The sequence below is a fragment of the Mycobacterium paraense genome (assembly GCF_002101815.1).
Taxonomy (GTDB): domain Bacteria; phylum Actinomycetota; class Actinomycetes; order Mycobacteriales; family Mycobacteriaceae; genus Mycobacterium; species Mycobacterium paraense.
In genome coordinates, this window is record NZ_LQPM01000006.1 from 41,775 (window position 1) to 66,674 (window position 24,900).

The 24,900-nt window shown below is 67.8% G+C and carries 26 protein-coding genes; 10 read left to right on the forward strand and 16 right to left on the reverse strand.

The window, feature by feature from the left end; all coding sequences use genetic code 11:
* The first annotated feature begins 108 nt into the window (after window positions 1–108).
* A complete protein-coding gene (locus AWB89_RS03620; protein ID WP_085171985.1) occupies window positions 109–765 on the forward strand; it encodes a hypothetical protein in 657 nt (218 codons plus the stop codon).
* Window positions 762–1,646 carry an enoyl-CoA hydratase/isomerase family protein gene (locus tag AWB89_RS03625; RefSeq protein WP_085171640.1) on the forward strand — a complete coding sequence of 295 codons (885 nt, stop codon included), beginning with the start codon at window positions 762–764 and terminating at the stop codon, window positions 1,644–1,646. Before AWB89_RS03620 ends, AWB89_RS03625 begins: the two co-directional genes overlap by 4 nt.
* 183 nt (window positions 1,647–1,829) lie before the next feature.
* Here the strand turns inward: AWB89_RS03625 and AWB89_RS03630 are convergent, their stop codons facing one another.
* On the reverse strand, window positions 1,830–2,594 hold the full coding sequence (locus AWB89_RS03630) for a TetR/AcrR family transcriptional regulator (protein ID WP_085094136.1): 765 nt from the start codon (window positions 2,592–2,594) through the stop codon (window positions 1,830–1,832).
* A 139-nt stretch (window positions 2,595–2,733) separates the two neighbouring features.
* On the opposite strand from AWB89_RS03630, the gene AWB89_RS03635 reads away from it, so the two are divergent.
* Both AWB89_RS03635 and AWB89_RS03640 read left to right on the forward strand, forming a co-directional pair.
* Window positions 2,734–3,531: an SDR family NAD(P)-dependent oxidoreductase gene (locus tag AWB89_RS03635; RefSeq protein WP_085094138.1), complete on the forward strand. Its 798-nt coding sequence runs from the start codon at window positions 2,734–2,736 to the stop codon at window positions 3,529–3,531.
* Window positions 3,532–3,565: 34 nt separating this feature from the next.
* Window positions 3,566–4,582 carry a dihydrodipicolinate synthase family protein gene (locus AWB89_RS03640; protein WP_085171641.1) on the forward strand — a complete coding sequence of 339 codons (1,017 nt, stop codon included), beginning with the start codon at window positions 3,566–3,568 and terminating at the stop codon, window positions 4,580–4,582.
* 61 nt (window positions 4,583–4,643) lie between these two features.
* On the opposite strand, the gene mbp1 is transcribed toward AWB89_RS03640, so the two are convergent.
* Together mbp1 and AWB89_RS03650 are read right to left on the reverse strand one after the other, a co-directional pair.
* The gene (gene mbp1, locus AWB89_RS03645; RefSeq protein WP_085094142.1) at window positions 4,644–4,886 is read right to left on the reverse strand and encodes a microaggregate-binding protein 1; all 243 of its coding nucleotides are present in this window, start codon (window positions 4,884–4,886) and stop codon (window positions 4,644–4,646) included.
* A 95-nt stretch (window positions 4,887–4,981) separates the two neighbouring features.
* Complete coding sequence (locus tag AWB89_RS03650) at window positions 4,982–5,197, reverse strand: hypothetical protein (protein WP_085171643.1); 216 nt, start codon at window positions 5,195–5,197, stop codon at window positions 4,982–4,984.
* A gap of 244 nt (window positions 5,198–5,441) precedes the next feature.
* Between AWB89_RS03650 and AWB89_RS03655 the strand changes: the two genes are divergently transcribed.
* The 6 genes from AWB89_RS03655 to AWB89_RS03680 are packed head-to-tail and all read left to right on the forward strand — an operon-like array spanning window position 5,442 to window position 12,246.
* Window positions 5,442–6,284 (forward strand): enoyl-CoA hydratase, encoded by an 843-nt coding sequence (locus tag AWB89_RS03655; RefSeq protein WP_085171986.1) that lies wholly within the window; start codon window positions 5,442–5,444, stop codon window positions 6,282–6,284.
* A 29-nt stretch (window positions 6,285–6,313) separates the two neighbouring features.
* Window positions 6,314–7,516, forward strand: a complete 1,203-nt coding sequence (locus AWB89_RS03660) for an amidohydrolase family protein (protein ID WP_085171987.1) — start codon at window positions 6,314–6,316, stop codon at window positions 7,514–7,516.
* An 11-nt stretch (window positions 7,517–7,527) separates the two neighbouring features.
* Window positions 7,528–9,147, forward strand: coding sequence for an acyl-CoA synthetase (locus AWB89_RS03665; protein WP_085171645.1), 1,620 nt, complete (start codon window positions 7,528–7,530; stop codon window positions 9,145–9,147).
* Window positions 9,144–9,974, forward strand: coding sequence for an amidohydrolase family protein (locus AWB89_RS03670; RefSeq protein WP_085171646.1), 831 nt, complete (start codon window positions 9,144–9,146; stop codon window positions 9,972–9,974). The genes AWB89_RS03665 and AWB89_RS03670 overlap by 4 nt, the downstream gene beginning before the upstream one ends.
* Before the next feature lie 2 nt (window positions 9,975–9,976).
* Window positions 9,977–11,035, forward strand: a complete 1,059-nt coding sequence (locus AWB89_RS03675; protein WP_085171649.1) for an acyl-CoA dehydrogenase family protein — start codon at window positions 9,977–9,979, stop codon at window positions 11,033–11,035.
* A gap of 17 nt (window positions 11,036–11,052) precedes the next feature.
* Window positions 11,053–12,246: an acyl-CoA dehydrogenase family protein gene (locus AWB89_RS03680; RefSeq protein ID WP_085171651.1), complete on the forward strand. Its 1,194-nt coding sequence runs from the start codon at window positions 11,053–11,055 to the stop codon at window positions 12,244–12,246.
* Between the two features lie 93 nt (window positions 12,247–12,339).
* On the opposite strand, the gene AWB89_RS03685 is transcribed toward AWB89_RS03680, so the two are convergent.
* From AWB89_RS03685 to AWB89_RS03745, 13 genes are all read right to left on the reverse strand, one after another.
* Window positions 12,340–13,974 (reverse strand): solute symporter family protein, encoded by a 1,635-nt coding sequence (locus tag AWB89_RS03685; RefSeq protein ID WP_085171653.1) that lies wholly within the window; start codon window positions 13,972–13,974, stop codon window positions 12,340–12,342.
* Window positions 13,971–14,318: a DUF485 domain-containing protein gene (locus AWB89_RS03690; RefSeq protein ID WP_085094156.1), complete on the reverse strand. Its 348-nt coding sequence runs from the start codon at window positions 14,316–14,318 to the stop codon at window positions 13,971–13,973. Before AWB89_RS03690 ends, AWB89_RS03685 begins: the two co-directional genes overlap by 4 nt.
* A gap of 150 nt (window positions 14,319–14,468) precedes the next feature.
* Window positions 14,469–15,182 (reverse strand): NAD(P)-dependent oxidoreductase, encoded by a 714-nt coding sequence (locus tag AWB89_RS03695; RefSeq protein WP_085171655.1) that lies wholly within the window; start codon window positions 15,180–15,182, stop codon window positions 14,469–14,471.
* A gap of 65 nt (window positions 15,183–15,247) precedes the next feature.
* Window positions 15,248–16,396 (reverse strand): thiolase family protein, encoded by a 1,149-nt coding sequence (locus AWB89_RS03700; RefSeq protein WP_085171657.1) that lies wholly within the window; start codon window positions 16,394–16,396, stop codon window positions 15,248–15,250.
* Window positions 16,397–16,421: 25 nt separating this feature from the next.
* A complete protein-coding gene (locus AWB89_RS03705) occupies window positions 16,422–17,228 on the reverse strand; it encodes a thioesterase family protein (RefSeq protein WP_085171659.1) in 807 nt (268 codons plus the stop codon).
* Entirely contained in the window at window positions 17,225–18,439 is a 1,215-nt protein-coding gene (locus AWB89_RS03710; RefSeq protein WP_085171660.1) for a CaiB/BaiF CoA transferase family protein, read from the reverse strand. Before AWB89_RS03710 ends, AWB89_RS03705 begins: the two co-directional genes overlap by 4 nt.
* 21 nt (window positions 18,440–18,460) lie before the next feature.
* Complete coding sequence (locus AWB89_RS03715; protein ID WP_085171662.1) at window positions 18,461–19,669, reverse strand: cytochrome P450; 1,209 nt, start codon at window positions 19,667–19,669, stop codon at window positions 18,461–18,463.
* Window positions 19,670–19,716: 47 nt separating this feature from the next.
* A complete protein-coding gene (locus tag AWB89_RS03720) occupies window positions 19,717–20,535 on the reverse strand; it encodes an SDR family NAD(P)-dependent oxidoreductase (RefSeq protein WP_085171664.1) in 819 nt (272 codons plus the stop codon).
* On the reverse strand, window positions 20,532–21,008 hold the full coding sequence (locus AWB89_RS03725; protein WP_085171666.1) for an SRPBCC family protein: 477 nt from the start codon (window positions 21,006–21,008) through the stop codon (window positions 20,532–20,534). The genes AWB89_RS03720 and AWB89_RS03725 overlap by 4 nt, the downstream gene beginning before the upstream one ends.
* Before the next feature lie 2 nt (window positions 21,009–21,010).
* Window positions 21,011–22,663 carry an acyl-CoA synthetase gene (locus AWB89_RS03730; RefSeq protein WP_085171667.1) on the reverse strand — a complete coding sequence of 551 codons (1,653 nt, stop codon included), beginning with the start codon at window positions 22,661–22,663 and terminating at the stop codon, window positions 21,011–21,013.
* Between the two features lie 8 nt (window positions 22,664–22,671).
* Window positions 22,672–23,286 (reverse strand): PaaI family thioesterase, encoded by a 615-nt coding sequence (locus AWB89_RS03735; protein ID WP_085171669.1) that lies wholly within the window; start codon window positions 23,284–23,286, stop codon window positions 22,672–22,674.
* A complete protein-coding gene (locus AWB89_RS03740) occupies window positions 23,283–23,900 on the reverse strand; it encodes a cysteine hydrolase family protein (protein WP_085171672.1) in 618 nt (205 codons plus the stop codon). Before AWB89_RS03740 ends, AWB89_RS03735 begins: the two co-directional genes overlap by 4 nt.
* The gene (locus tag AWB89_RS03745) at window positions 23,897–24,889 is read right to left on the reverse strand and encodes a Rieske 2Fe-2S domain-containing protein (protein WP_085171674.1); all 993 of its coding nucleotides are present in this window, start codon (window positions 24,887–24,889) and stop codon (window positions 23,897–23,899) included. Before AWB89_RS03745 ends, AWB89_RS03740 begins: the two co-directional genes overlap by 4 nt.
* Window positions 24,890–24,900 lie beyond the last annotated feature (11 nt).

Here is a 24,900-nt window from a genome sequence, read left to right on the forward strand (position 1 = left end):
CCGATACGGTTACCCATACAGTAGGCAATACGATTGATCCGAGGTATAAGTTAGCAAGGAATCGCTAACGACGGAACAACCGGGTGAGGCCCGGTGAAAGCGGGCAGCATGGTCGGTGACGCGAAATTCGGCGAGGCGCCCCTTGCGCAGACGGTGGCGGCCGCCGGCGCCATGCGTCGCCTCAGCTCGCTGCTGCTGTCACTCGAACACCCGCACCCGACGGTGGATGCCATGCTCGCGAAGTTCGCGGAATGGGAGCGCGAGCTGGTCCCCGCGGCCGCGGCGGACCCGGCTCCGCGGATCGGCGAGGTCCCCGGTGATCGCCGGCGGGTCTACCTCAACCACGCCACCGACATCGGCGCCTACAACCCCAGCTTTCCCGAATACCGATTCGAGCAACTCGACGCCGAGAAGGCCGGCGGGGTGGTGTGCTTCCCGCTCGTCTACGAGGGGCCGCCCGGGCTGGTGCACGGCGGCTTCCTCGGCGTCTTCTTCGACTGCGTGATCCAGCACCACAATTGCGTCACCGGCCTTTCCGGCAAGACGCGGTCGCTGCTGGTCAACTTCCGGCGGCCGACCCCGGTGCTCACCGAGCTGCGTTTCGACATCGACCGGTCGCAGGTCGAAAGGGGCATCGCGTCGACGGCGCGGCTGCTGCTCGGCGACGAGGTGCTCTGCACGGGCGAGGTCACCACGCTGGCGTCGCCGCCGGAGAAGCTGACCGGATTCAAATTCGGCAGGCGGCGAAAGGAATCCGACGGATGAGCTCCTCCAACATTGCCGACGAACGAGTGCTCTTCGAGATCGACCCCGATCGGCGAATCGCGACCATCACGCTGAACAACCCGAAGCAGCGCAATTCCTACGACGCCACGATGCGCGAGACCGTCGCCCGCTGCCTGGATCGGGTGGCCGACGACGACGACCTGACCGTAGTGCTGTTGCGCGGGGCCGAGGGAGTATTTTCCACCGGCGCCGACATGAACAACGCGTACGGCTGGTACGGCTCGGCCGGCGACGACCAGGCCAAGCGCCGGCCCAGCCAGCGGCGCCGACTTACGGTCGACCGCAAGTCGTTTGGCTTCTATCACAACCTGATGGGCTTCCCGAAGGTAACCGTCGGCGAGATCGCCGGCTACGCGCTGGGCGGTGGCTTCGAGATGGCGCTGATGACCGACATCTCCGTCATCGCGCGCGACACGAAGATCGGCATGCCCGCGACCCGCTTCCTCGGCCCCGCGCTCGGGAGCCTGCACATGTTCTTCCACCGGCTGGGCCCGGTGCTGGCGCGGCGCCTGCTGTTGACCGGCGACATCATCGAGGCCGGCCAGGTCGAGCACCTCGGAATCTTCACCGACACATGCGATCCCGGCTCGGTGGCCGCGCGGGCGCGGTATTGGGCCGAGAAGGCGGCGAAGATGCCCGCCGACGGGGTCGTCATCGCCAAGGAGGCGTTCCGCCTCGTCGAGCAGACGCAGGCCTACAACGGCGAGGAAGTCGCGAGCTATCTGATTCACGCCTTCGGGACCAACCTGCAATTCGCCCCCGGCGAGTTCAACTTCGTCAAAACCCGCGCGCAACACGGCGCCAAGGAGGCGTTCCGGCTCCGTGACGAGCATTTCCACGTGCCCGAACCGGAAGCCTAGTAGCGCGTCAATTCACTTTTGCCACAAAAGAATCAGCGGCGGAGGAATCGGCAATGTGCCCGCCTCTGAGCGACAACCTGGGGCGCTTTTCGTTTCGAACGGATGTTGTCGCTATGAGGCGGGCACAACACGTGCCGGCGCCAGCGGGGACGCGTGTTGCGGATGTGACGTCGGCCGGCGCCCTCAGCGCGACTTGGCCGCCTTGCGCTGCCGCGACGGGCCCGATGCCTTGGCGCGCTTCTCGATCAGGCTGCTGGCGTGGTCGAGGATGCAGTCGAGGCCGAACTCGAAGTTCGCTTCGTCGGGAGCGGCGATGCGGTGCCCCTGCCCGGTCACCTGGGCGATCAGCGGGGTGGTGGCCGGATCGATGGCCACCGCGTCCTCGATGGCGCGCGGTCCGCTGTCCGGCGTCTGGTTCTTGTCGTAGAGCCGTTGCAGCACCACCGAACCGCGGACATGCAGCGAGACCGCGGAGTAGGTGTCGAAGGCGTCCTCGGGCGACAGGCCGGCCTCCACCAGGTTGGCGATCGCGCGCTCCATCTCCTGAGCGCCCACCCGGGCGGCCTTCGGACTCAGGGCGGCGCGAATCAGAATCAGGTCGCACAGAATTGGGTTGCCCATGAACGTTTTACGCATCAGGCGGGCGTGGTTGCGCAGGGTCTCGCGCCAATCGCTCGCTTCGACGTAGGGGGTGGCGAAGACGTACTTGCTCAGGGCGCGGTCGGTCATGGCGTTGAGCAGGTCGTCCTTCTTGCGGAAGTACCAGTAGATGCTGGTGACGCCCACGCCGAGGTGTTTGCCCAGCAGCGGCATGCTCAGGTTGTCTATCGACACTTGCTCCGCGAGTTCGAATGCGCCACTGATGATGTCGTCGGGATTGATGGACCCGCGTTCGCGTCGTTGACGCTTCTCGGCGGTTGCCTGCTTTGCCACTACGGGCACCTCCATCAGGATCTAGCCGTGCCACCGGTAGAGTGGAATCTACCCGCGGTTCTTCTCTGACCTGCGCATATGCGTGCGTGTCGTCGCGTTTTCCGTCTGCTACTGTAATACCTATCGTAGGCTTTTTGGTAAAACGGCTGGACACATGGATCTAGGGCTGGCGAATGCCACGGCGGTGGTGGTCGGTGGTAGTCGCGGCATGGGGTTGGCGACGGCACGCTGCCTGGCCGACGACGGGGCCCGGGTGGCGGTGGTGGGCCGCAGCCGCGACGCGCTCGATTCCGCCGCCGCCGATTTGGCCGGGCGCGGGAGCCCCGATGCCCTCGGCCTGACGGCCGACATCGGTGACGCCGCCGCGGTCGACAAGGTGTTCGCCGACGTGGCCGCGCGCTGGGGCGGCGAACTGAACGTGCTCATCAATACCGTCGGGCCGGGCGCGGCGGGCAGCTTCGAGGATCTGACCGACGAGCAGTGGCACCGGGCCGTCGAGGACGGCGTCATGGGCATGGTCCGCTGCGTCCGCTCGGCACTTCCGCTGCTGCGCAAGGCGGAATGGGCTCGGATCGTCAACTTCTCGGCGCACTCGACCCAGCGGCAAAGCGTCATGCTGCCCGCCTACACCGCCGCCAAGTCGATGCTGACGAGCGTCTCGAAAAACCTGTCCTTGCTGCTGGCCAAGGACGAAATCCTGGTCAACGTGGTGTCGCCGGGCAGCATTGCCTCCGAGTCACTGGTCGGCTGGGCGAAGTCCGTCGGCGTCGACGGCAACGACCCGTACGCGCTGATGGACGCGATCGCCGAGCATTTCGGGCATCCCGCGCAGATGCCGCGGGCCGGCCTGCCGGAAGAGATAGGGCCGGTCGCCGCCTTTCTCGCGTCGCGGCGCAATTCCTACATGACCGGCGCCAACATCAACGTCGACGGTGGTTCGGACTTCACCTGACCCGAAATCGTTTGGCCGACAGAAGGAGTCGATTGTGGCAACGGCGACCGAGGCGCGCAGCTGGGCGCGCGGAGCATTGCGGGGGATCGGCGACTCCCTCTACACGCCGTTCTGCGGCCCCGACGGCGACGACATCGACTGGGACGCCTACCGGACCCTGGTGCGGTACTGCGTCGGCGATCTCGGGCACCCGATGTTGTGGTGTACCAGCGGCATCGCCGAGTTTTGGTCGCTGACCCTCGACGAGCGCAAGCGCCTGCTGGAGGTGGCGATCGAGGAGGCGCGCGGCCTGAATCCCGATGTCGTCGTCCAGGCCTGCACGGCCGCGATGTCCGCGAAGGACTGTCTGGAATTGACGCGGCACGCCCAAGAGGTGGGTGCCGACATCGCCTACATCCAAACGCCGATGATGGAGGCGCACGGCGGCGAGGGCGTGTTGCGGTTCTTCAACTACGTTGCCGCGCGCACCGATATCGCGTTGGGCATGTTCAATTCTCCGTCCTCCGGCTACGTGCTGACCCCGGCGGAAAGTGCGCGGATCTATGACGAGGTGCCCGCGGTGTGCGCCACGAAGGAGGGCGCGTTCCGGCCGGAGGCGAGCCGGCGGCTGCACGAACTGGCGCCCGACCTCGCGGTCTGGGAATGCGACCGGACCGTCTACCGCGCCGGGTGGCTGCGCGCCGGCATCGTGTGCCCTGCGCAATTGGGCACCGCCGGCTATCTGTTCGAGACCCCGCAACGGCGGCTGTTCTCCGAATACTGGGAGCTGGTGCTCAACGACAAACTGCTCGAAGCGATGGACTACGGGCGGGAATCCGGGATGGATCAGTTCGACCTCGACATCGGGTCGTGGTGGACGTGTTACCCGGGGCGGGCCGACTACTTCACCCACTGGGGCGGCGCCTTCAAGTACGCCGCCTCGCTGCTGGGTTTGCCGATCGGCGATTATCCGCATTCGCGGCCCCCGCAGGCCGAGCTGCCGCCGGAGGCCAAGGCTCAGATCGAAAACGCCTACCGGCGGGTCGGTCTGCTCGAAACCGCAGTGCAGTAGAACGGCTTTCAAACCGTGAAGCGGGCCCGGTGCGTCACCGGGCCCGCTCCAATTCGGACGTTTACTTCTTCTGTTCGGCCCGCTCGCGCGCTTCGGCCGCCTTCGCCTTGCCGCGCGCCTTCTCGGCTGCGGCCTCCTTGCGTGCGACGCTGCGCTGGGCGTCAGCCTTGTCCTGCTGGGCTTCGCCCTCATTGACCAGGTCGTTGCTGCCGATGACCGTGCCGATGAATTCCTTCGTCTTACCGAACACGCCTTCGACAATGCCTCGAATGGCCTGGACCGGACCGCTCTTGACGTCCACCATTGCATCTCCCTCCCATTGATGGATGGCTTGAGTTAAGGGGTTCCCGGGGACGGGATCAGCGCAAACATCTGAGCCACGTGGCGCAGGCCACAGCCCTAGTCCCCGGCCACGGCGGGCGCGGATTGCGCCGAACTCGGCTGTTGCGGCGGGATTTGGCTACGGCGCCGCAGCCGCAGCGCGAGACCGGCGAGAACGCCGATCAGAGCCGCCCAGAACAGGATCTGCGCGCCTGTGACCGCAAGCTCGGCCCGCAGCGCCATCGCGCGCGCCTGGCGCAGGCGGTGCATCAGCGCCTTCAACGTCGTTTTCACGAGTCATCGATAACCCCCGCATCGCCATCCCAAACCCCCTCGCCGCGGTTACCGGGACCGACGCACAATCCCGTCGGCGATCTAGGTTTGCCGTGGGCGGCTCAGCGCGCCGAAAATCGCTGTTTGGTTGCGGTTCACGCGGGCGTGGCGGCGGTTGTGGAATGCGCTACCGATAGGTATACAGTATGCGTACAAAGTCGGGGTGATTTTCCGGCACGTCGAGGGTGAGGAGGTGCCGCGGGAGATGTCCGGCAGCGACGGTGCTTCCGAAGACGCCGTGCTCTACGAGGCCACCGCGAGCGGCGTCGCCATCCTCACCTTCAACCGTCCGGACCGCCTGAACGCCTGGGGCCCCGACATCGCCGCCGCGTTCTATGCCGGGATCGACCGCGCCGAGCAAGACCCCGACATCCGGGTGATCGTGGTGACCGGTCGGGGCAAGGGATTTTGCGCCGGCGCATATCTGGGCGCGCCGAGTTCGGCGCCCACCTACGGCAAGACCATGGAGAAGGCGGCGCAGACCGACCTGTCCGCGTTGGTGGGCGAGCGCCCACCGCATTTCGTGACCACGCTGCGCAAGCCCGTCGTCGCGGCGATCAACGGCGCCTGCGTCGGCATCGGCCTGACCCAGGCCCTGATGTGCGACGTCCGTTTCGCGGCCGCCGGGGCCAAGTTCGCCGCCGTGTTCGCTCGCCGGGGGCTGATCGCCGAATTCGGCGTCTCCTGGATACTTCCCCGGCTGACCACGTGGGGAGTGGCCCTCGACCTGTTGCTCAGCGGCCGCACCTTTCTCGCCGAGGAGGCTGCCCAGCTCGGCCTCGTCAAAGAGGTCGTCGCCCCGGAGAACCTGATGGCGCGCGCCCTCGAATACGCCGAGGACATGGCACGCAACTGCTCGCCGGCCGCGATGGCGGTGATCAAACAGCAGGTCTACGGCGACGCCACCCGCGACGTCGTCGACGCCACCGCGCGGGCCGAGGTCCTGCTGCACGAGGCGATGCCGCGGCCGGACGTCATCGAAGGGATCACCAGCTTCCTGGAGAAGCGCCCGCCCCAATTCCCTTCGCTCACTTCGACCGAAGCTTAGTTTTGCCGGTGACACCGGAAAGGATGATCATGGCCGACTTGGATTACCGGGCGATCGACGTCGACAACCACTATTACGAGCCGCTGGACGCCTTCACCCGCCACCTGGACAAGAGGTTCAAGCGCCGCGGCGTGCAGATGGTCAGCGACGGCAAGCGCACCTGGGCCGTGATCGGGGACCGCGTCAACCACTTCATCCCCAACGTCACCTTCGACCCGATCATCGTGCCGGGCTGTCTCGACTTGTTGTTCCGCGGCGAGATCCCCGAGGGCGTCGATCCGGCCTCGCTGATGAAAGTCGAGCGACTGGCCGATCATCCCGAATACCAGAACCGCGACGCGCGGATCACGGTGATGGACACGCAGGACATCGAGACGGTGTTCATGCTGCCGACGTTCGGATGCGGCGTCGAGGAGGCGCTCAAGCACGACATCGAGGCGACGATGGCCTCGGTGCACGCGTTCAACCTCTGGCTCGACGAGGACTGGGGTTTCGACCGGCCCGATCACCGAATCATTGCCGCGCCGATCATCTCGCTGGCCGATCCGGCCAAGGCGCTCGCAGAGGTCGAGTTCGTGTTGGCGCGCGGCGCCAAGCTGGTGCTGGTCCGGCCGGCGCCGGTGCCCGGCGTGGTCAAGCCGCGATCGCTGGGCGACCCCAGCCACGACCCGGTGTGGGCCCGGCTGGCCGAGGCGGGCGTCCCCGTCGGCTTCCACCTCAGCGACAGCGGCTATCTGCACATCGCCGCGCAGTGGGGCGGCAAGGCGACCTTCGAGGGGTTCGGCGAAAAGGATCCGCTGGATCAGGTGCTCCTCGACGACCGCGCGATCCACGACACGATGGCCTCGATGATCGTGCACGGCGTGTTCACCCGCCACCCGAAGCTCAAGGCGGTCAGCATCGAAAACGGTTCGTACTTCGTGCACCGGCTGATCAAGCGCCTGAAGAAGGTGGCCAACAACTATCCGAAGCATTTTCCCGAGGACCCGGTCGAGCAGTTGCGCAACAACGTATGGATCGCGCCCTACTACGAGGACGACCTGCCCGAGCTGGCCAACGCGATCGGCATCGACAAGATCCTGTTCGGATCCGACTGGCCGCACGGCGAAGGCCTCGAGTCGCCGGTGTCCTTCACCGAGGAGCTCGTCGGGTTCAGCGACTCCGACGTCCGAAAAATCATGCGCGACAACGCCCTCGACCTCCTCGGTGTCCAAGTCGGATCGTCCGCGTAGCCGCTGCCACGATGAGCGAATGGACCGTGGGCGCCGTTCTCGACGCCATCGCCGACGTCGTCGGAGACCGTGTGATGACGGTCTGCGGCGACCGCCGCAGCACGTTCGCCGAATCGGCGCGCCGCACCACCCGGCTGGCGAACTTCCTCGGCGGCAAGGGTTTCGGGGCGCACGCCGAGCGCGCGGAGCTCGAACCCTGGGAATGCGGTCAGGACCGTGTCGCGCTGTTGATGTACAACGACCTGTACCCCGACATGGTGATCGGATGCCTCAAGGCGCGCACCGTCCCGGTCAACGTCAACCATCATTACTCGCCGCGCGAAATCGCCGACCTGCTCGCGTACGTCCGGCCCAGGGCGATCATCTACCACCGCGCCCTGGGCGCCCGGTTCGCCGACGTGCTGCCCCCGGACGGGACCGAGCTGCTGGTGTCCATCGACGACGGCAGCGGCGCTGCCGAACTGCCGGGCGCCGTATCGCTGGACGACGCCCTGGCCGCCGGTGATCCGGACGCGTACCCGGTGGGGTCGCCGGACGACCTGATCATGATGTGCACCGGAGGGACGACGGGGCGCCCCAAGGGGGTGCTGTGGCGCCAGAGCGACATGTATGTGTCGTCCATGGTCGGTGCCGACCACGACAGCGTCACCGAGATCCACGACAAGGTACGCGGCGGCGGCCCGGCCTGGTTCGCGGTCTCGCCGTTGATGCACGCGGCGGGCATGTGGACCGCCTTCGCGGCGCTGTGCGCCGGGCTGCCTGTGGTGCTCTATGACGACCGCAACAAGCTCGACGTGCGGTCGGTGTGGGAGACCGCCGAGCGCGAGAAGGTCGGCATGATGACGATGGTCGGCGACGCGTACGCCGGGCCGCTGATCGCCGAGCTGCGCGCCCGCCGGTACGACTTGTCCTCGCTGAACGCCATCGGCACCGGGGGCGCCGCCACCAACGCGAAATACAAACGGGCGCTGATGGAATGCCTGCCGCACATCACCATCATCGAGGGCTACGGCTCGTCCGAGAGCGGCAACATGGCGTTCGGGCACAGCCGCGAGGGAACGGCCAGCGAGACCTTCCAGCCCAGGGACGGGGCCACCGTCGTGTCCGCTGATCGCAAGCGATTCCTGCGCCCCGGCGAGCAGGAGGTCGGCTGGGCCGCGCGGACGGGCCGGATTCCGCTCGGGTACTTCGGCGACGCCGAGGCCACCCGGCTTACCTTCCCGCAGATCGACGGCCGGCGCGTGGTGATACCCGGTGACCGGGCGTCCCTCGAAAAGGACGGCACCATCAGGCTTTTCGGCCGCGACTCGCTGGTGGTCAACACCGGCGGCGAAAAGGTGTTCGTCGAGGAGGTCGAGGAGGTGCTGCGGGCGCATCCGAGCGTCGCCGATGCCCTGGTGGTGGGACGGCCGAGCGAGCGGTGGGGGCAGGAGGTGGTCGCGCTCGTTGCTCCCCACCCGGGCGCCGATCTGAGCGCCGACGGGCGGGCGCTCTACACCTTCTGCACCTCGCAGCTCGCGCATTTCAAGGCACCCAAGGCGTTCATCTTCGTCGAGCAGATCCAGCGCCTCGGCAACGGCAAGCCCAACTACCGATGGGCCCGGGAGCAAGCCGAAGAGAAGGTGTCATGAACGCCCAAGCGATCGACTGCCTGATCAACGTGCACTTCGGGGAGGCCGACTCCCAGCCGACCTGGATGCTCAAGGTCCGCGACGACTACTTCAAGGGCCCGGAGTCGATGTTCGCCCCGGTGGATCTGTCCGAGCTGCTCGACGAGATGGATGAGCAAGGGGTGCGCAAGGCGATCCTGATGGACTCGATCGCCAGCCCGTCCACCACCGCGCGCAAGTTCATCGAGGCCAGGCCGGACCGGTTCGCCCTGGCGATGGGTGGGGTCAACCTGCTGCGCCCGGTGCGGTCGTTGCGGGAGCTGGCCGCCGTCGCCGGCGACCTGCCGGTCGCGTATGCCGTTGTGGGACCCAGCTTTTGGGGTGACGGGCAATATCCGCCCAGCGACGCCGTGTATTACCCGCTCTACGCGAAGTGCGCGGAGCTCGAGCTGCCGCTGTGCGTCAACACCGGCATCCCGGGCCCGCCGATTCCTGGCGAGGTGCAGCATCCGATGCACCTGGATCGCGTCTGCGTGCGGTTTCCGGAGTTGAAGCTGTGCATGATCCACGGGGCCGACCCATGGTGGGACGTCGCCATCCGGCTGCTGCTCAAGTACGCCAACCTGCGCCTGATGACGTCCGCGTGGTCGCCCAAGCGGCTGCCCGAAAGCCTGCTGCACTACATGCGGACGCGTGGGCCCGACAAGGTGATCTACGCGTCGGACTGGCCGGTGCTGCGGATGCGCCGGGTGATCCCCGAAGCCCGGGCGCTGGACCTGCCGCCCCAGGTGCTGGACAACTACCTGTACAACAACGCGCAGGAATTCTTCTTCGGGAAGGAACATTGACGATGGACCGCTTCGAACTGCGCAGACTCGATTACAGCCTGTCCGAAGACCACGTGGCCCTGCAGGACGCGTACAAGCAGTTCTTCAAGACGCACTGCTCGATCGAAACGGTGCGCGCGGCAGAGCGATCCGGTTTCGACGAGGGCCTGTGGGAACGGCTGTGCGCGATGGGCGCCACCACCATGGCGCTGCCGGAGTCATGCGGCGGCGACGGTGCGACGCTGGTCGACCTCACCCTGGTGGCCGAGGAGATCGGCCGGTCGCTGGCGCCGGTTCCGTGGATCGACCACGTGTGCGCCGCCCGGCTGCTGGGACGACTGGGGGCGCTGGGCGCCGACACCGCGGGCGTGGCCAGTGGCGAACAGCTCGCGGCGCTCGACGCGCGCATCGACGCCTCGCCGGGTGTCCGCTTGATCCCGACGGGCGCGATCGCCGACCACATCATCGTCCGCGACGGCGATCGGGTCGTGCGGCTGACCTTCGGCACCCGGCCGGCGAAGGTGGATAACATCGGCCGGTTGCCGATGGCCTGGGTGGATCCCGCCGCGGCGGACACCCGCACGGTCGTGGCCGAGGGGCCGGACGCGGTGGCGAATTACCAACGCGCCCTGGACGAATGGCGGCTGCTGACCGCGGCGGCCCTGGTGGGCCTGGTCGAGGAGACGATGACGATCGCCGCGGAGTTCGCCAAGACGCGCTACACGCTGGGCGTGCCGATCTCCACGCTGCAGGCCATCTCGCACCCGTTGGCCAACATGGCCATCACCGTTCAGGGCGGGCGTAACCTCGCCCGGCGGGCCGCCTGGTTCCTGGACAACGAACCCGACGAACGCCCCGACCTGGCGCCGTCGGCCTTCGTCTTCATGGCCGAGGAGGCCGCCAAGGCCGCGACGATGGCGGTGCATATCCAGGGCGGCCTCGGGGTTTCGTCCGAGGCCGCGGCCACCGCGTACCTGGTGCGCGCCCGGGGATGGCCGCTGGCGGGCGGCGACCCGGGGGCCACCGCCCTGCGCGTCGGCGAGATCGTCGCGGCCCGTGAGAGCACACCCCAGCCGGCCTAGGACAGGAGCGAACAACAATGGACTTCTCCCGGGTCGAGCTGTCGGCGGAAGACGATGCCTTCCGCGACGAGGCGCGGAATTTCCTGAGCACCCACATGACCGACGAGGTCCGCCGTCGCGACCGCGAGACAGGCGACAACTTCGACGAGGGCCTGCACCTGAAGTTCGGCGCCGCAGGCTATTTGGAGGCCGAGTGGAGGCCGGAATCCGAGGGCGGGTTCAGCCGGGTCCGGCGCCGCATCTGGGAGCAGGAGAAGCGGCGGGCCCACGTGCCCTGGGTGACGTGGGGGACCACCGCGATGGTGGCGCGCTCGGTGGCGAAGTTCGGGAGGCCCGAGGTGCGCGACGAGGTGCTGCCCAAGGTCTTCAGCGGCGAGGTCCGGCTGTGCCTGGGCTACACCGAACCCGAAGGCGGCTCCGACGTCGCCACGTGCAAGACCCGTGCGGTGCGTGACGGTGACGCTTGGATCATTAATGGCTCCAAGATGTTCACCACCGGGGCACACAACTGCCAGTACGTGTTTCTGATCACCAACACCGCCCCCGAGGCGCCGAAACACAAGAGCCTCACCATGTTCCTGGTTCCATTGGATTCGCCGGGCATCGAGATCCAGGGCCTCCGGACCGTGGACGGCGACCGCACCAACATCGTCTACTACAGCGACGTCCGCGTGGATGACAAGTACCGGCTGGGTGACGTCAACGCCGGCTGGACGGTGCTGCGTGAGCCGCTCAACGTCGAGCACGGTGCCGTCGCGGCGGCTCCTGATGGGCTGCAGGACACTTCGATCATGATGCACCAGGCCGGGTCTCTGGCCGAGGCCGTCGACAACGCGGCGGCATCGGTGACCCGGCCGGGCCCGGACGGGCGCCGGTTGATCGACGACAAATCCGTGGTGTATCGGCTGGGCCGCAGCGCCGCCCGGTTGGAGGTCGCGCTGTCGTCCCCGAGCATCTACGGCCGGGTCGCGATCGCCCAAACGATGCGCGACATCTCCCCGGACCTGATGGACATCCTCGGGGCCGCATCGACGCTCCCGTTCGGCACCGATGGCGCAGCCGACGACGGCAGCGCCGAATACGCCTTCCGGTTCGCGCCTTTGGTCGGCATCTACGGCGGCACGCTCGAGGTGTTCCGCAACATGATCGGCCAGTACGCGCTCGGGCTGGGCAAGCCGAATTACTCACCGCCACTGACGAAGACGTCGTAACTCCCTTCGCCGAACGTGCAATGACGGCGGTCGTGTTCGGCGTGTCGTCGCCGTCATTGCACGTTCGGCGAAGCGGCGAGTCGGGATCGCTCGCTAGTGCGTGCCGACGGCCTGCTCCGCGCCGATGCCGGTCAGTGAGCGGACCTCCATCTCGGCGTTGCGCACCGGATCGCCGCGGTCACGCGAGGAGAGCGTGCCGACGATCCCGAGGACGAACGCCAGTGGGATCGAGACGATTCCGGGGTTTGCGAGTGGGAACCAGGCGAAGTCCGCGCCGGGGAGCATCGCGGTTTTGGCGCCCGACACCGCGGGGGAGAAGATGATCAACACGATGGTCGAGATCAGGCCGCCGTACATGCTCCACAGCGCACCGCGGGTGTTGAACCGCCGCCAATAAAGCGAATACAGGATCGTGGGCAGGTTGGCCGACGCCGCGACGGCGAACGCGAGCGCCACCAGGAAGGCGACGTTCTGGCCGTTGGCCAGGATCCCGAGCGCGATGCCCAGCACTCCCAGCACGACGGCGGTGATGCGGGACACCCGGACCTGTTCGGTCTCGGTCACTTTGTGGCGCTTGATCAGGCTGGCGTAGATGTCGTGGGCGAACGACGTCGACGCTGTGATCGTCAGGCCCGCGACCACGGCGAGGATCGTCGCGAACGCCACCGCCGAGATGACGCCGAGCAGGACCACACCGCCGAGGTGGAACGCCAGCAACGGCGCCGCCGAGTTCTGCCCGCCGGCCGCCTTGAGGATCCGGTCGGGCCCGACGATGGCGGCGGCGCCGTAGCCCAGCGCCAGCGTGAACAGATAGAAGGCGCCGATGAGCCCGATCGCCCAGACCACCGACCGGCGCGCCTCTTTCGCGGTGGGCACCGTGTAGAAGCGCATCAAGACATGGGGCAGGCCCGCGGTGCCCAGCACCAGCGCAAGGCCCAGCGACAGCAGGTTGATCTTCGACGTCGTCGACCCGCCGTATTGCGCGCCCGGGGCCAACACGTTGCGGCTGGCGACGCCCTTGGTGGTGGCGTGCGACACCGCCGACTGCGCCGCCCCCAGGATGTCGGAGAAGTTCATGCCGAACTTCGCCAGCACCATCACCGTCATCGTGGCCGCGCCAAGGATCAGCAGGACGGCCTTGATGATCTGCACCCACGTGGTGCCCTTCATCCCGCCGACCAGGACGTAGACGATCATCAGGACACCGACGACCGCGATGACGATCGACTCACCAAGGCGGCCTTTGACATTCAGCAGCAGGGCGACCAAACCGCCCGCGCCGGCCATCTGCGCCAGCAGATAGAACAATGACACGGTGAGCGTGGATACCGCCGCGACCAGCCGCACCGGCCGCTGATTGAGCCGGAAGCTCAGCACGTCGGCCATCGTGAATTTCCCTGTGTTGCGGATCAGTTCGGCCACCAACAGCAACGCCACCAACCAGGCCACCAGGAACCCGATGGAATACAGGAACCCGTCATACCCGTAGACGGCGATCGCCCCGGCGATGCCGAGGAAGCTGGCCGCCGACAGATAGTCGCCGGCGATCGCGATGCCGTTCTGCGGACCCGTGAACGCGCGGTCGGCGGTGAAGAACTCGGTCGCGGTGGCATTCCGCTGGCTGGCCCGGATCACCACGTACAGGGTGATCAGGACGAAAACGGCGAAGATGGCGATGTTGGCGACGGGATTCCCGATCGTCTGCTGCCCGGCGGCCAGCAGCGTCATGATGCCTGGGCTTCCGCGCGAATGGCGGCGGCTCGCGGATCAAGCTCCCGATCGGCGAACCGCACGTAGAGCCCCGTGATGACGAAGGTGGTCAGGAACTGGCCCAGTCCGATCAGCAATCCGACGTTGACGTTCCCGAAGACCTTGGCCGCCATGAAGTCGTGCGCGAAGGCGCCCAGCAACACATAGCTGGCGTACCAGGCCAGAAAGAGCGCCGTCATCGGGAAGACGAAACGGCGTAGTTTGCGCCGCAGTTCGGCGAACTCGGGGCTGTCCTGGATGGTCACGAAACGCTCACCGGTGGCTAATGGGACGTCCTCGGAGGGAAACTCGGTAGTGGACATCGCGACTCCTGACCTCGACATGAGCAGGCTTTTCGGCGTCAGCCTACGAGCAAACCCGATGACAACAGCAGTGCGATTTCAGCCGGGAAATTAAATTAACCCCGGCGTCGCCGCGCGGGCACCTCGCAGCAACCCGAGCTACAGCGATTGTTAAGCCGAGACGTTGTGCGGCGCCTCGCCCTTGAACGCCTCCCGGCGGATCATTTCCCACACCGTCGGCGTGCGCTCGGTTGTCGACACGACGACAGTCTTCCGGGATGCCGCGCCGTCTTGGGCGAGCTTGACCAGGTAGTCCGCCAGGTCGATGCGGGCCGTGAACGCGCCCACGGGTTCGACTTCCCCCGCAAGGTAATTCGTGACCTCCGGCAGATCGAACAAGCCCGACGGCCGCACGATCGTCCAGGCCAGGTCGCTGTCTCGGACCAACGCCTCCATCTGCCGGATGTCGTCGTAGACGGTCTTGCCGATGGTGCGGGCGATGATCGGCTCGAACAGCCGCAAGGCCAGCGGTGCGCCGCGCCGGCCGGGGGCGGGGTGGGCGCCGGTGCTGCTCACGACGACAAGCCGATTGGCACCCGCCTGTCGCATCGCGTTGACGACGTTGCGGGTGCCGACGGAATAGGTGTCGACGGGCCGGCGGGTGAACGGCACACCGAGCGTGGACAGCACGGCGTCGGCGCCGGCGACGATCCCGGCGAGGCCGGCGAGGCGCACGTCCGCGGCGGCGATCGTCAGCCGCGGATCGGTGATGGGAAACTCGCCGGGTCGCCGGGTCACCGCCACGGCCGAGTGGCCGGCGTCCAGGGCGCGCCGGGTCAACAGCCGCCCGGTCACTCCGTTCGCTCCGAAGATCACGATGTGCATGAGAACTCCTCCCGTTCGCCACTACGACGAAACGGGCCGGGCGAAAGTTACGGCCGCCGCGAAGCTCAGGTGGTCAGGATCGTCGCGGCGGCGGTGCCCGGCGCCCCGTACAGCTGGGTGAAGCCAACCTTCGGAGCGCCGGGGACCTGCCGGTCGCCCGCCTCGCCGCGGAGCTGGCGGACGATTTCGTGGATCTGGCGCAGCCCCGAGGCGCCGATCGGCTCACCGTTGGCGATCAGCCCGCCATCGGTGTTGACCGGCATGGCGCCGCCGATCTTGGTGGCGCCGTCGGCCAGCAGCTTCTGCTGATCCCCGTGCGCGCAGAACCCGCACTCGGCCATGTGGATGATCTCGGCGCCGGCGTCGGTGTCCTGCAGCTGGATCACGTCGACGTCGTCGGGCGCGACACCGGCCTTCTCGAATGCGGCCCGCGCGGCGTAGACGGTGGGCGCGACGTCCTCCTCGACCGGCGCGAAGGTGGTGTTCACCTCGTACGCACCGTAGCGGCGGGTGCGGACCTCCACCGCCCGCAGGTAGATGGGCTTGGAGGTGTAGCGGTGCGCGATGTCGGCCTTGCACATCACCGCGGCCGCGGCGCCCTCGTCGGGCGCGCAGAACATGTACTGGGTCAGCGGGTAGTTGAGCACCGGCGAATTCAGGATCTGGTCCTCGGGAATCGCCTTGCGGCGGAACGCGTTCGGGTTCAGCGAACCGTTGCGGAAGTTCTTCGCGGCGACCTTGGCGAGCGTCTCGGTGGAGATGTTGTGCTCGTGCAGATAGCGATTCGCCTTCATCCCGAAGAACTTCGTGGTCAGGTACTGCCCGTTCTCGGCATACCAGCTCGGCATGCCCACCAGCGCCGGGTCCTCGGTGAACGCTCCGCGCGGGTGCTTGTCCAGGCCGATGGCGATGCCGATGTCGTAGTCGCCCAACCGGATTCCGTCGGCACAGGCCTTGACGGCGCTGGCCGCGGTCGCGCACGCGTTGAACACGTTGGTGAACGGGATGCCCGTCAGGCCCACCATGCCGACGATCGCGTCGGGATTGGCCACCGTCCAGCTGCCGCCGGTGGCGAATTGGACGTCCTGCCACGCGACGCCGGCGTCGGCGACCGCGGCGAAGATCGCGTCGACGCCCATCTGCATCGCGGACTTGCCCTCGAATCGGCCGAACGGGTGCAGACCCACCCCGATGATGGCGACCTCGTTCGTCATCCGTATCTCCTTGTCTTCGGGGGCGCTAACGGCGGCGCACCAGTTGCGCCTGCTGGAGGGCGGCCACCGCTCCGCGCTGGTCGAAAAGCGTGGCGATGGAGACGCCGACTCCGTCTCGGCCGTAGTGGTTTTCGGCCCTGACGCCGACCCATTCCCCGTTCGGGACGCGGTGGATGTGTACCGTGAGGTCGGTGTTGAGGAACAGCCACTCGGCGACGCTGAGGCGGCTGCCCATGCCGTTGGCGATGTCGGCCACCGCGAACAGGCGCTGCATCGGGGTCATCGATTCGCCCTGGACGAGGTCGACGATCGGCCTGGCCCAGCACTCGCCGGGCACGTCGTTGAGGATGTCGTTCAGCCAGCGCCAATCCAGGCTCTGGATGTACGTCTGGTTGGCGTCGTTGTCGGGGTGGCGGAGCCGCCCCTCGCCGACCGGTCGCAGCGGGGGAGCGGGCGTGAAAAACAGCTCCGCCGCATCGCCCACCTGAAATCGCCACGCGATCGCGTTGGCGACCGGTCGCGGCCGCCCGTCCGGGCCCGGCGCCAGCATCTGGGCGTTGAGCAGCTCGATCTTGGTCCCCGGGCGCTCGACGTGGGCACGCACCCACAGCGGCCCGGCCACCGGGACGGGTCCGAGCAGGTCGACGACGACGCGGCTCAACCGGGCGTCGTCGCGTGGCCCGCACCGCTCCAGCGCGCGCACCAGCAGCGCCGACACGGGCGCGGCGTTCTGCATCGTCGGCGACCAGGTGCTGATGACATGATCCGAGGCGCTGAACCTCTCGCCGAGTGGATCGTGCGGATCCGCCAGCTCGTAGTAGGCGTCGGTCAAGCGATGGCCCCCGCGTCCTTGAGCTGTTCGATGCGGTCCCAGTCCATGCCGAGTTCCATCAACACGATTTCGGTGTGCTCGGAGGCTTGCGGAGCGCGGGTGGTCACCAGCGGCTCATGGTTGAACTGGACCGGCCCCCGCACGACGCGGAACGGCTTTCCGCCGCTGGCGACCTCGACCTCGGCGATCATGTCGTTGGCGATGGCCTGCTCGTCGTCGACGAGATCGAGGAGGCTCTGGAACGGCGCCCACTGGCCCTTCATCGTCTTGAGGTGCTGGCGCCAGTACTCAAAGGGCTTGCCGGCGAAGGCTTTCGCGATCAGTTCGGCAGCGGCGTTGGCGTTTTGGATCAGGGGGAGGACGTCGGAGAAGCGCGGATCGTCGGCGGCCTCGGGGATGCCTAGGTGTTCGAAGGTGTCACGGATCAAGCCGGTCGGGCTGATGATGCACAGGTTGATGGTGCCGCCGTCGGACGTTTCGTAGTTGCCCATGAACGGATTCACCGACATCGCCGCCGAGCCCGGCATGGGGGTGCGCATCACCTCGCCGGTTTCCATGCCCTGGGTCACGCTGGCGCCCGCCGCCCACCAGGCCGTGCTGAGCAACGACACGTCCATTTCGACGGGTTCGCCCGTGCGCTCGCGGTGCAGCAACGCGGCCGAGATGCCGCCGGCGATGAACATGCCGCCGATGGAATCGCCGAACGCCGGAATGCCCTGTCCCAGCGCGCCGCCCAGCTCCTCCGGCGTCAGCGCGTAGCCGATGCCGCTGCGCGTCCAGAATGCGGTGCCGTCGTACCCACCGACGTTGCGCTCGGGTCCCTTGTCGCCGTACGCCGACCCGCGGGCATAGACGATGTTCGGGTTCACCGCGCGGATGTGTTCCACGTCGAACTTGTGCTTCTGCCGCACCGCGGGCATGTAGTTGGTCAGGAACACGTCGGAGGCCTTGGCCAGTTCGTAGATCACTTCCTGCCCGCCCGGCGTGGACACGTCGATCCCGACGCTGCGCTTGCCGCGGTTGGGATGCTCCATCAACGGGTGCCGCTCGGGATCGACCTGAATGCCGCCCATGTTGAGGAAGCCGCGCTGCGTGTCGCCGCGCACCGGGTGCTCGACCTTGATGACGTCCGCGCCCCAGTCGGCGAGGATCGCTCCCGCCGCCGGGACGAAAGTGAACTGCGCAAGCTCTAGGACCCGAAAGCCCGCCATTACCTTAACCATTCCCGGACCCTACTGTGCGTCGAACGTCACCGGAAGCGCGGTCGGCGACCGGAACGGCTGGCCGTGGATGTGTGGGTCGCCCTCGGTGCGCAGGTTGATGTTGGTCAGCCGATTCAGCAGGCATTCGAGCGCCACACGGGTTTCCAGCCGCGCCAGGTGAAGCCCCAGGCACGTGTGCTCGCCGGCCGCGAACGAGATGTGCGGCAGGTGCTTGCGGAAGATGTCGAATTCCTCCGCCCGTTCCCAGCGCCGCTCGTCGCGATTCGCCGCGCCGATGCACACGCCGATGACGGCCCGCGCCGGGATCTCGACCCCCTCCAGCTCCGTGTCCTCCGTGGCGAACCGCTGCACGGTGGTCAGCGGCGTCTCGTAGCGCAGCCCCTCCTCGATCGCCTGGCCGATCAGCTCGCGATCGGCTTGCACCGCCGCGAACTGGTCCGGATGGGTGAGCAGCAGGTACAGCAGGTTTCCCGACGACCGGTACGTGGTCTCCAGACCGGCCGGCAGCAGCAGGCGCAGGAAGGAGTAAATCGCCTCGTCGCTGAGCTTTTCGCCGTCGATCTCTGCGCTGACAAGGTCGCCGATGATGTCCTCGGTGGGCTTGGACTTGCGCTGCTCGATCTGCTCGACGAAGTAATCCTTCAGCGCCGCCGACGCCTCGAAGGCCCGCTCGTAGTTGACGTGGTAGCTGATCAACTCGACGGCGCGCTTGCGGAACATCGGCAGGTCCTCGGCCGGCAGCCCCAGTAGTTCGGCGATGACCCGGGTGGGAAATTCGAAGGTGAACTGCCGGACCAGGTCGGCCTCGCCGCTGTCGATGAATTCGTCGATCAACGCATTGCAGATCGGGCGCACGACGGCGGGCTCCCACCGGGCCAGCGCCTTGGACTTGAACGCCGCGGACACCAGGTTGCGATGGTCGCGATGCTTCTTTCCCTCCATCGCCAGAATGGTCGGCCCCATGAACAGGCCGATCGTTTTGTCGTACGGGGCGGAGCTGAACACCCGGCCGTCGCGGAACACGGTGTTCACCGCGTCGAACGACACCGCGGAGTACTCCCGCTTGGGCAGCAGCGACTCCGGCGTCTTGGAGTAGTCCATGACGGTGCCGCGGAACACGCCGGCCCGCCGCCGCTTGTGAGCGAAGAACGGGTAGGGGTCACGCAGGCTGACGGTCTCTTGCCCGGTTTGGGGGCCGGCGTGGACGTTGGTCGCCATGCGTAAGATCGTACTGTAATTCTTACAGTAGACAATATGGGCGGCGGCTACCGCGTCAGGCGGGCGGTGCGGGCCAGCAGGGCGGCGTACCCCACGCCCAGCACGCGGGGCATCGCCGCCATGGCGCGCCCGTCGGGGCCGATGAGGATCCTGGCCCGGTTCTTCTCGGCTCCCCGCAGAATCACCCGGGCGGCCTTCTCCGGCGAGGTGAGCGCCGCGCGGCCGAAAAGCTTCGCCGCCAGGTCGGGATCCTCAGTGGCCGCGGTGCGCATGTTGGCGCCGAAGTTGGTGCGCACCACACCGGGATGGACGCAATGCACGGTCACCGGACGGCGTTCGATGATCATCTCCTGGCGCAGCGCCTCGGTGAGGCCGCGCACCGCGAATTTCGAAGTGCTGTAGGCACCCTGGTACGGAATCGCGATGAGGCCGAAGGCGCTCGACAGGTTGACCAACCGTGCCGGGCGCTCGGCGGAACCGGATTCGATGAGCTGCGGCAGGAACGCCTTGGTCCCGTTGACGACGCCGCCGATGTTGATCCCGGTGAGCCAGTCAAAGTCCGCCCAGGACATGTCCGCCACGCTGGCGAACAGGTCGACGCCGGCGTTGTTGAACACCATGGAGGCGGGGCCCAGGTCGCGGCGCACGTCGTCGGCGTAGGCGAGCACCGCGTCCCGGTCGGCGACATCGACCCGATAGGTCGTCACCGTGCCGGGCGGGCAAGCTCTTTGGGTTTCGGCGAGATTTTTCGCGTCGATGTCCGATGCCGCGACGTGCGCGCCGTCCCGGCTCAGCGCGAGCGTCAACGCGCGCCCGATGCCGGAGCCCGCACCGGTGACGACGGCGACACGGCCCTGGTACCTCACGCGCCGCTTCCTGCCTCGACGATCGCCCGGATCCGGTCCACCGAGGCCTCGAGGTTGCGCTGCAGGTCCGCGCGGCGGTCCCGCACGAACAGGCAAAGGTGCTCGAAAACCACCACGCCGAGCGGCAGCGGGACGCACATGCGGAAAGTCTCGGTGAGGCGCGTGGTGCCGGCGGCGCTGCCGGGTTCGATGAGGTAGGTCCACTGCGTCCAGTCCCCTCCCATCGCCTGGACGACGAACGAGAACCGGCGCCCGGGCTCCGCTTCGACCACGTCGGCGGCGGTCTTCCAGCGGCCGAGCCGGCGGCGGTTCCACGCTCGAAAACGGTCCGGCGCCAACCACTCCGCGCGCGTCGTTTCCGGGCTCCACTCGGGGATTCGCGTGACGTCCGAGACGACGGCGTACACCCGTTGCGGGGACGCCCGCACCTCGGTCGAGGCGGTCAGCGTTTCGTCCTTCTGCAGCGCCGGCATGCTCAGTCGTTCACCGCCTGCTCGCGCGCCCACCGGTAGTCGGCCTTGCCCGACGGGCTGCGCTCGATCACCGGACGGAAGACGACCGCCTTGGGAAGCTTGTAGCGCGCCAACGACTTTGCGGCGTGCGCGACGAGCTCGTCGGCGTCGGCGCTCGCACCCTCGGCGAGCGCGACGACGGCCACCACCTCCTGGCCCCAACGTTCGCTGGGCCGCCCGGCGACCACCACGTCGGCCACCGCGGGATGCGACGCGATCGCGGTTTCGACCTCCTCGACAAAGATCTTCTCGCCGCCGGAATTGATGGTGACCGAGTCGCGGCCCAGCAATTCGATGGCGCCGTCGGCGCGGTGGCGCGCGCGGTCGCCCGGGACGGCGTACCGCACGCCGTCGATCACCGGGAAGGTCTTGGCCGTCTTTGCCGCATCGCCCTTGTAGCCCAACGGAACATAGCCGCGCTGCGCGAGCCACCCCATGCCCTCGTGGCCGGGCTCCAGGATCGCGGACATGTCCTCGGCCGCCACGAAGGTGTCGGGTCCGGCGTTGAACGTGCCCGTCGACACCGCGCCCGGGGCGGACATGTGGTGCATCTGCGCCCCGGTCTCCGACGATCCGACACCGTCGACCACGACGGCGTTCGGCAGCACCTCGATCAGGCGTTGCTTGACGAAGGGGGTGAGCAGGGCGCCGCCGTTGGCGACCACGGCCAGCGACGACACGTCGGCGATGCCCTTCTCGATCGCGGCCACCAGCGGCCGCGCCATCGCATCCCCGACCACCGTCACCACCGGCACCCGCTCACGCTCGATGGTGCGCACCACGTCGTCTGCGTCCAAATGAGTGACGACCGAAGGGAATACGACGGTCTGCCCCGTCGTGATGGCGGTCATCACGCTCCACTGCGCCGCCCCGTGGATCAGGGGCGGCAGGATGAGCAACTTGGCTCCGGGGCCCGAGCCCACCCTGGCCACGATCTCGTCGATCGACGCGGATGGCTCGCCGGTCATGAGGTTTCGCCCGCCGAAGGACGTCATGAAGATGTCGTGCTGGCGCCACAGCACGCCCTTCGGCATTCCCGTCGTGCCGCCGGTGTAGAGCACGTAGAGGTCGTCGGGCGAGTGCTGAACGGTCGGCGGTTGCGGCGAGCTGGACGCCAGGGCGGCCTCGTAATCCACCGCGCCGTAGATCAAGTCGTTGCCCGAGTCGTCGGCGATCTGAATCAGGACGCGCAACTGCGGCAGGTCGGGCAGGATCTCGGCGACGCGCGGTGCGAACGCCGCGTGGTAGATCAGGGCGGTGGCCCCGGAATCCGCCAGCAGGTATTGCAGCTCGCTTTTGACGTAGCGGAAGTTGACGTTGAACGGCGCGACCCGCGCCTGGAAGCTGCCCAGCAGCGCCTCGACGAACTCGTTGCCGTTGTAGGCGTACAGGCCGAGCAGGTCCTGGCCGACCTCGTGCCCCGCGAGGCCCGAACGCTCGGTGTGGCAACCCAGTCCGCGCTTGTGCAGGTATCCCGCCAGCCGGTTGGCCCCCTCGAGGATCTGCGCGTAGCTGTAGCGCCGGTCGCCCTGGATCACCAGGTCGCGGTCGGGGATCGCCGCGGCGACGGCCTTGGCGACGTCGGGCACGGTGAATTGCGTTGCGGTGTCGGACATCGTGCCTCTCACGGCTGGTGGGGTAGCAGGCGGACCATCAGGCCGTTGGCTTCGCTGAGCAGTGTGCCGTCGGCAGCGGTCATGCTAGCGGCAACGAAGAATTTCCGGCCGTCGACGCCGGTGATCCGGCCGCGGGCGGTCAGCGGCTCGTCGATCGGGGTGATGTTGCGGTAGTCGACGTGCAGGAAGGCGGTGCGGGTCGGGGGACAACCGGCGGTCGAGACGACCATCCCGAACAGCCAGTCGTAGAACAGGGGGATCATGCCGCCGTGCACGGCGTTGTTCCCGCCCACGTGGGCACGGGAGAAGTGCCCGTCCATGGTGACGCCGTCCGGCCCGGAGTCGGTGACCAGCCAGGGGGGCAGCAACGGGTGTCCCAGCCCGGGCAGCTCGACGACCCGGCCGCCCGGCGCCACGCCCTGCGGCGCCTGATGCCCGTCCAGCAGCGCGCACGCCCGTTCGACGTGCTCGGCCGCGGCGTCCCAGTTCGGGCTGTCGGTGGAAACGGCGAGATCCTGCAGCCGGCGCATCGCGGCGACGAATCGGCCCAGCTCGGCGGGCGCGTGTTCGGCCGGCTTGATCTCGGGGAAGCCGCCGCGCACCCCGGGCGCCGTCTCGGTCATGGGCGCTCCCATGCCCGCAGCAGGTCGTCGGTGGTGGTGATGGTCGCGAGCAACGACAGCGTGTTGGCGATGATCGCCTCCCCGTACTCGGCGGGCACGCCGGCGACGGCGTCCTTGGGCACGATCACGCGGTAGGCGGCGTTGACGGCGTCCATGACGACATTGGGGATCGCGATGTTCAGCGAGACGCCCACCACGACGATGGTGGAGACTCCGAGGTTGCGCAGCACCGCGTCCAGGTCGGTGCCCCCCATCGGCCCGACGCCGTGCCAGCGGCTCAGCACCAAATCGGTTGGCTCGGGGCCCAATTCGGGCAGGAGCGCCGCCCCGGGCGTGCCCGGGGTGATGTCGACGCCGGCTCCTCCGATGGCGAAGATCTTGGCGTTGTGGTTGGAGCCGAGCCCATCGGGGCGCCGCTGCACCAGGCAGTGCACCACCCGCACCCCGGCCGCGCGCGCGGCGGGCACCAGCCGCACGATGTTCGGCAGTGCCACGCGGCGCGCCTCGGCGGCCAGCACGCCCAGGCCGGCGTTCGGCCCCATCACCGCGCCCTGGCACTCCTGGGTGACGATCGCGGTGTGCCCGGGCGCCGCGAGGTGTTCGAGCGCCGTCATGCCGGCACTTCGTAGAACTGGGTCGCCCACTTGCGTAGCGCCATATAGCCTTTCGCGTCCACCTTGGACAGGGCCGGATGCTCGACGTACTTCTGGTAGCGCCAGATCCGCAGGTCGTCGAAGACGGTGGACAGGAACTGCTTTTCGATGACCTCGCGCAGCTTGCCCTGCGGCACGTCGGCGGTGTCGCCCGGGATGCGGGGCCACCAGATCGAATAGAACAGGTCCGAACACTCGTCGTCGACCGGCGTGCAGGTGAAGATCAGCCGGTGATTCTGCGCGCCCTCGAAGACGCTGATCGCCCCGCCGAGCCCGAACAGGTGGCTGTGGAAGCGCAACGCCAGATCCTCGGGGTCGTCGCTGCGCGCGTCCGGCCACCCCGCGACGAACTGCCATTCGTGCTCGACGATCTTCCAGTCCAACACCCGCGGCGTCACCGTGGCGTGGTGCACGTACTCGAAATGCGCGCTGTCGGGGGCGTTCTCCGCCACGATCTGCGGGTGCACCGGTTCGCGTTCCGCGCGCCGGGAGAACTCCGGATATGCGCGGTAGTACGCCGCCGGATCCGTCTCGAATTGCGGAAACTTGTGAAAGATGTCCGGCATCTCCCACTGCGGCTCCTTGCCGTCCGGCTGATGCCAGATGAACACGCAGTCGTACTGCTCGCGCACCGGGTACACCCGCAGCCGCAGCGCGCGGTTGGGGCGCTCGGGTTGGTAGGGGATGTACCGGTTGGTGCCGTCGGGGCCCCAACGCCAGCCGTGGAACGGGCACTCGACGCAGTCGCCCACCACCTTGCCGCCGTGACCGATGTGCGCGCCGAGGTGTTTGCAGTGCGCCTCCAGCACGTGCAGCTCGCCCCGCTCGTCGCGGTAGGCCACCAGGTCCTCGCCGAAATAGTGAAGCGGCCGCGGCTCGCCGATGGGGAATTCGGGCGACCACCCGACCATGAACCACCCGGTTACCTTCCAGGTAAAGGGCACTTTCACGCCGCCGCCTC

Bases quoted from the DNA above. Each gene is read 5' to 3' on its own strand.
- AWB89_RS03735 (WP_085171669.1), bottom strand. From the start codon at position 23,286: ATGACCGAGACGGCGCCCGGGGTGCGCGGCGGCTTCCCCGAGATCAAG.
- AWB89_RS03710 (WP_085171660.1), bottom strand. From the start codon at position 18,439: ATGGCGGGCTTTCGGGTCCTAGAGCTTGCGCAGTTCACTTTCGTCCCG.
- AWB89_RS03740 (WP_085171672.1), bottom strand. From the start codon at position 23,900: ATGACGGCGCTCGAACACCTCGCGGCGCCCGGGCACACCGCGATCGTC.
- AWB89_RS03665 (WP_085171645.1), top strand. From the start codon at position 7,528: ATGAGCGAATGGACCGTGGGCGCCGTTCTCGACGCCATCGCCGACGTC.
- AWB89_RS03725 (WP_085171666.1), bottom strand. From the start codon at position 21,008: ATGCCGGCGCTGCAGAAGGACGAAACGCTGACCGCCTCGACCGAGGTG.
- AWB89_RS03635 (WP_085094138.1), top strand. From the start codon at position 2,734: ATGGATCTAGGGCTGGCGAATGCCACGGCGGTGGTGGTCGGTGGTAGT.
- AWB89_RS03715 (WP_085171662.1), bottom strand. From the start codon at position 19,669: ATGGCGACCAACGTCCACGCCGGCCCCCAAACCGGGCAAGAGACCGTC.
- AWB89_RS03675 (WP_085171649.1), top strand. From the start codon at position 9,977: ATGGACCGCTTCGAACTGCGCAGACTCGATTACAGCCTGTCCGAAGAC.
- AWB89_RS03695 (WP_085171655.1), bottom strand. From the start codon at position 15,182: ATGCACATCGTGATCTTCGGAGCGAACGGAGTGACCGGGCGGCTGTTG.
- AWB89_RS03700 (WP_085171657.1), bottom strand. From the start codon at position 16,396: ATGACGAACGAGGTCGCCATCATCGGGGTGGGTCTGCACCCGTTCGGC.
- AWB89_RS03730 (WP_085171667.1), bottom strand. From the start codon at position 22,663: ATGTCCGACACCGCAACGCAATTCACCGTGCCCGACGTCGCCAAGGCC.
- AWB89_RS03685 (WP_085171653.1), bottom strand. From the start codon at position 13,974: ATGACGCTGCTGGCCGCCGGGCAGCAGACGATCGGGAATCCCGTCGCC.
- mbp1 (WP_085094142.1), bottom strand. From the start codon at position 4,886: ATGGTGGACGTCAAGAGCGGTCCGGTCCAGGCCATTCGAGGCATTGTC.
- AWB89_RS03660 (WP_085171987.1), top strand. From the start codon at position 6,314: ATGGCCGACTTGGATTACCGGGCGATCGACGTCGACAACCACTATTAC.
- AWB89_RS03655 (WP_085171986.1), top strand. From the start codon at position 5,442: ATGTCCGGCAGCGACGGTGCTTCCGAAGACGCCGTGCTCTACGAGGCC.
- AWB89_RS03680 (WP_085171651.1), top strand. From the start codon at position 11,053: ATGGACTTCTCCCGGGTCGAGCTGTCGGCGGAAGACGATGCCTTCCGC.
- AWB89_RS03620 (WP_085171985.1), top strand. From the start codon at position 109: ATGGTCGGTGACGCGAAATTCGGCGAGGCGCCCCTTGCGCAGACGGTG.
- AWB89_RS03670 (WP_085171646.1), top strand. From the start codon at position 9,144: ATGAACGCCCAAGCGATCGACTGCCTGATCAACGTGCACTTCGGGGAG.
- AWB89_RS03625 (WP_085171640.1), top strand. From the start codon at position 762: ATGAGCTCCTCCAACATTGCCGACGAACGAGTGCTCTTCGAGATCGAC.
- AWB89_RS03630 (WP_085094136.1), bottom strand. From the start codon at position 2,594: ATGGAGGTGCCCGTAGTGGCAAAGCAGGCAACCGCCGAGAAGCGTCAA.
- AWB89_RS03690 (WP_085094156.1), bottom strand. From the start codon at position 14,318: ATGTCCACTACCGAGTTTCCCTCCGAGGACGTCCCATTAGCCACCGGT.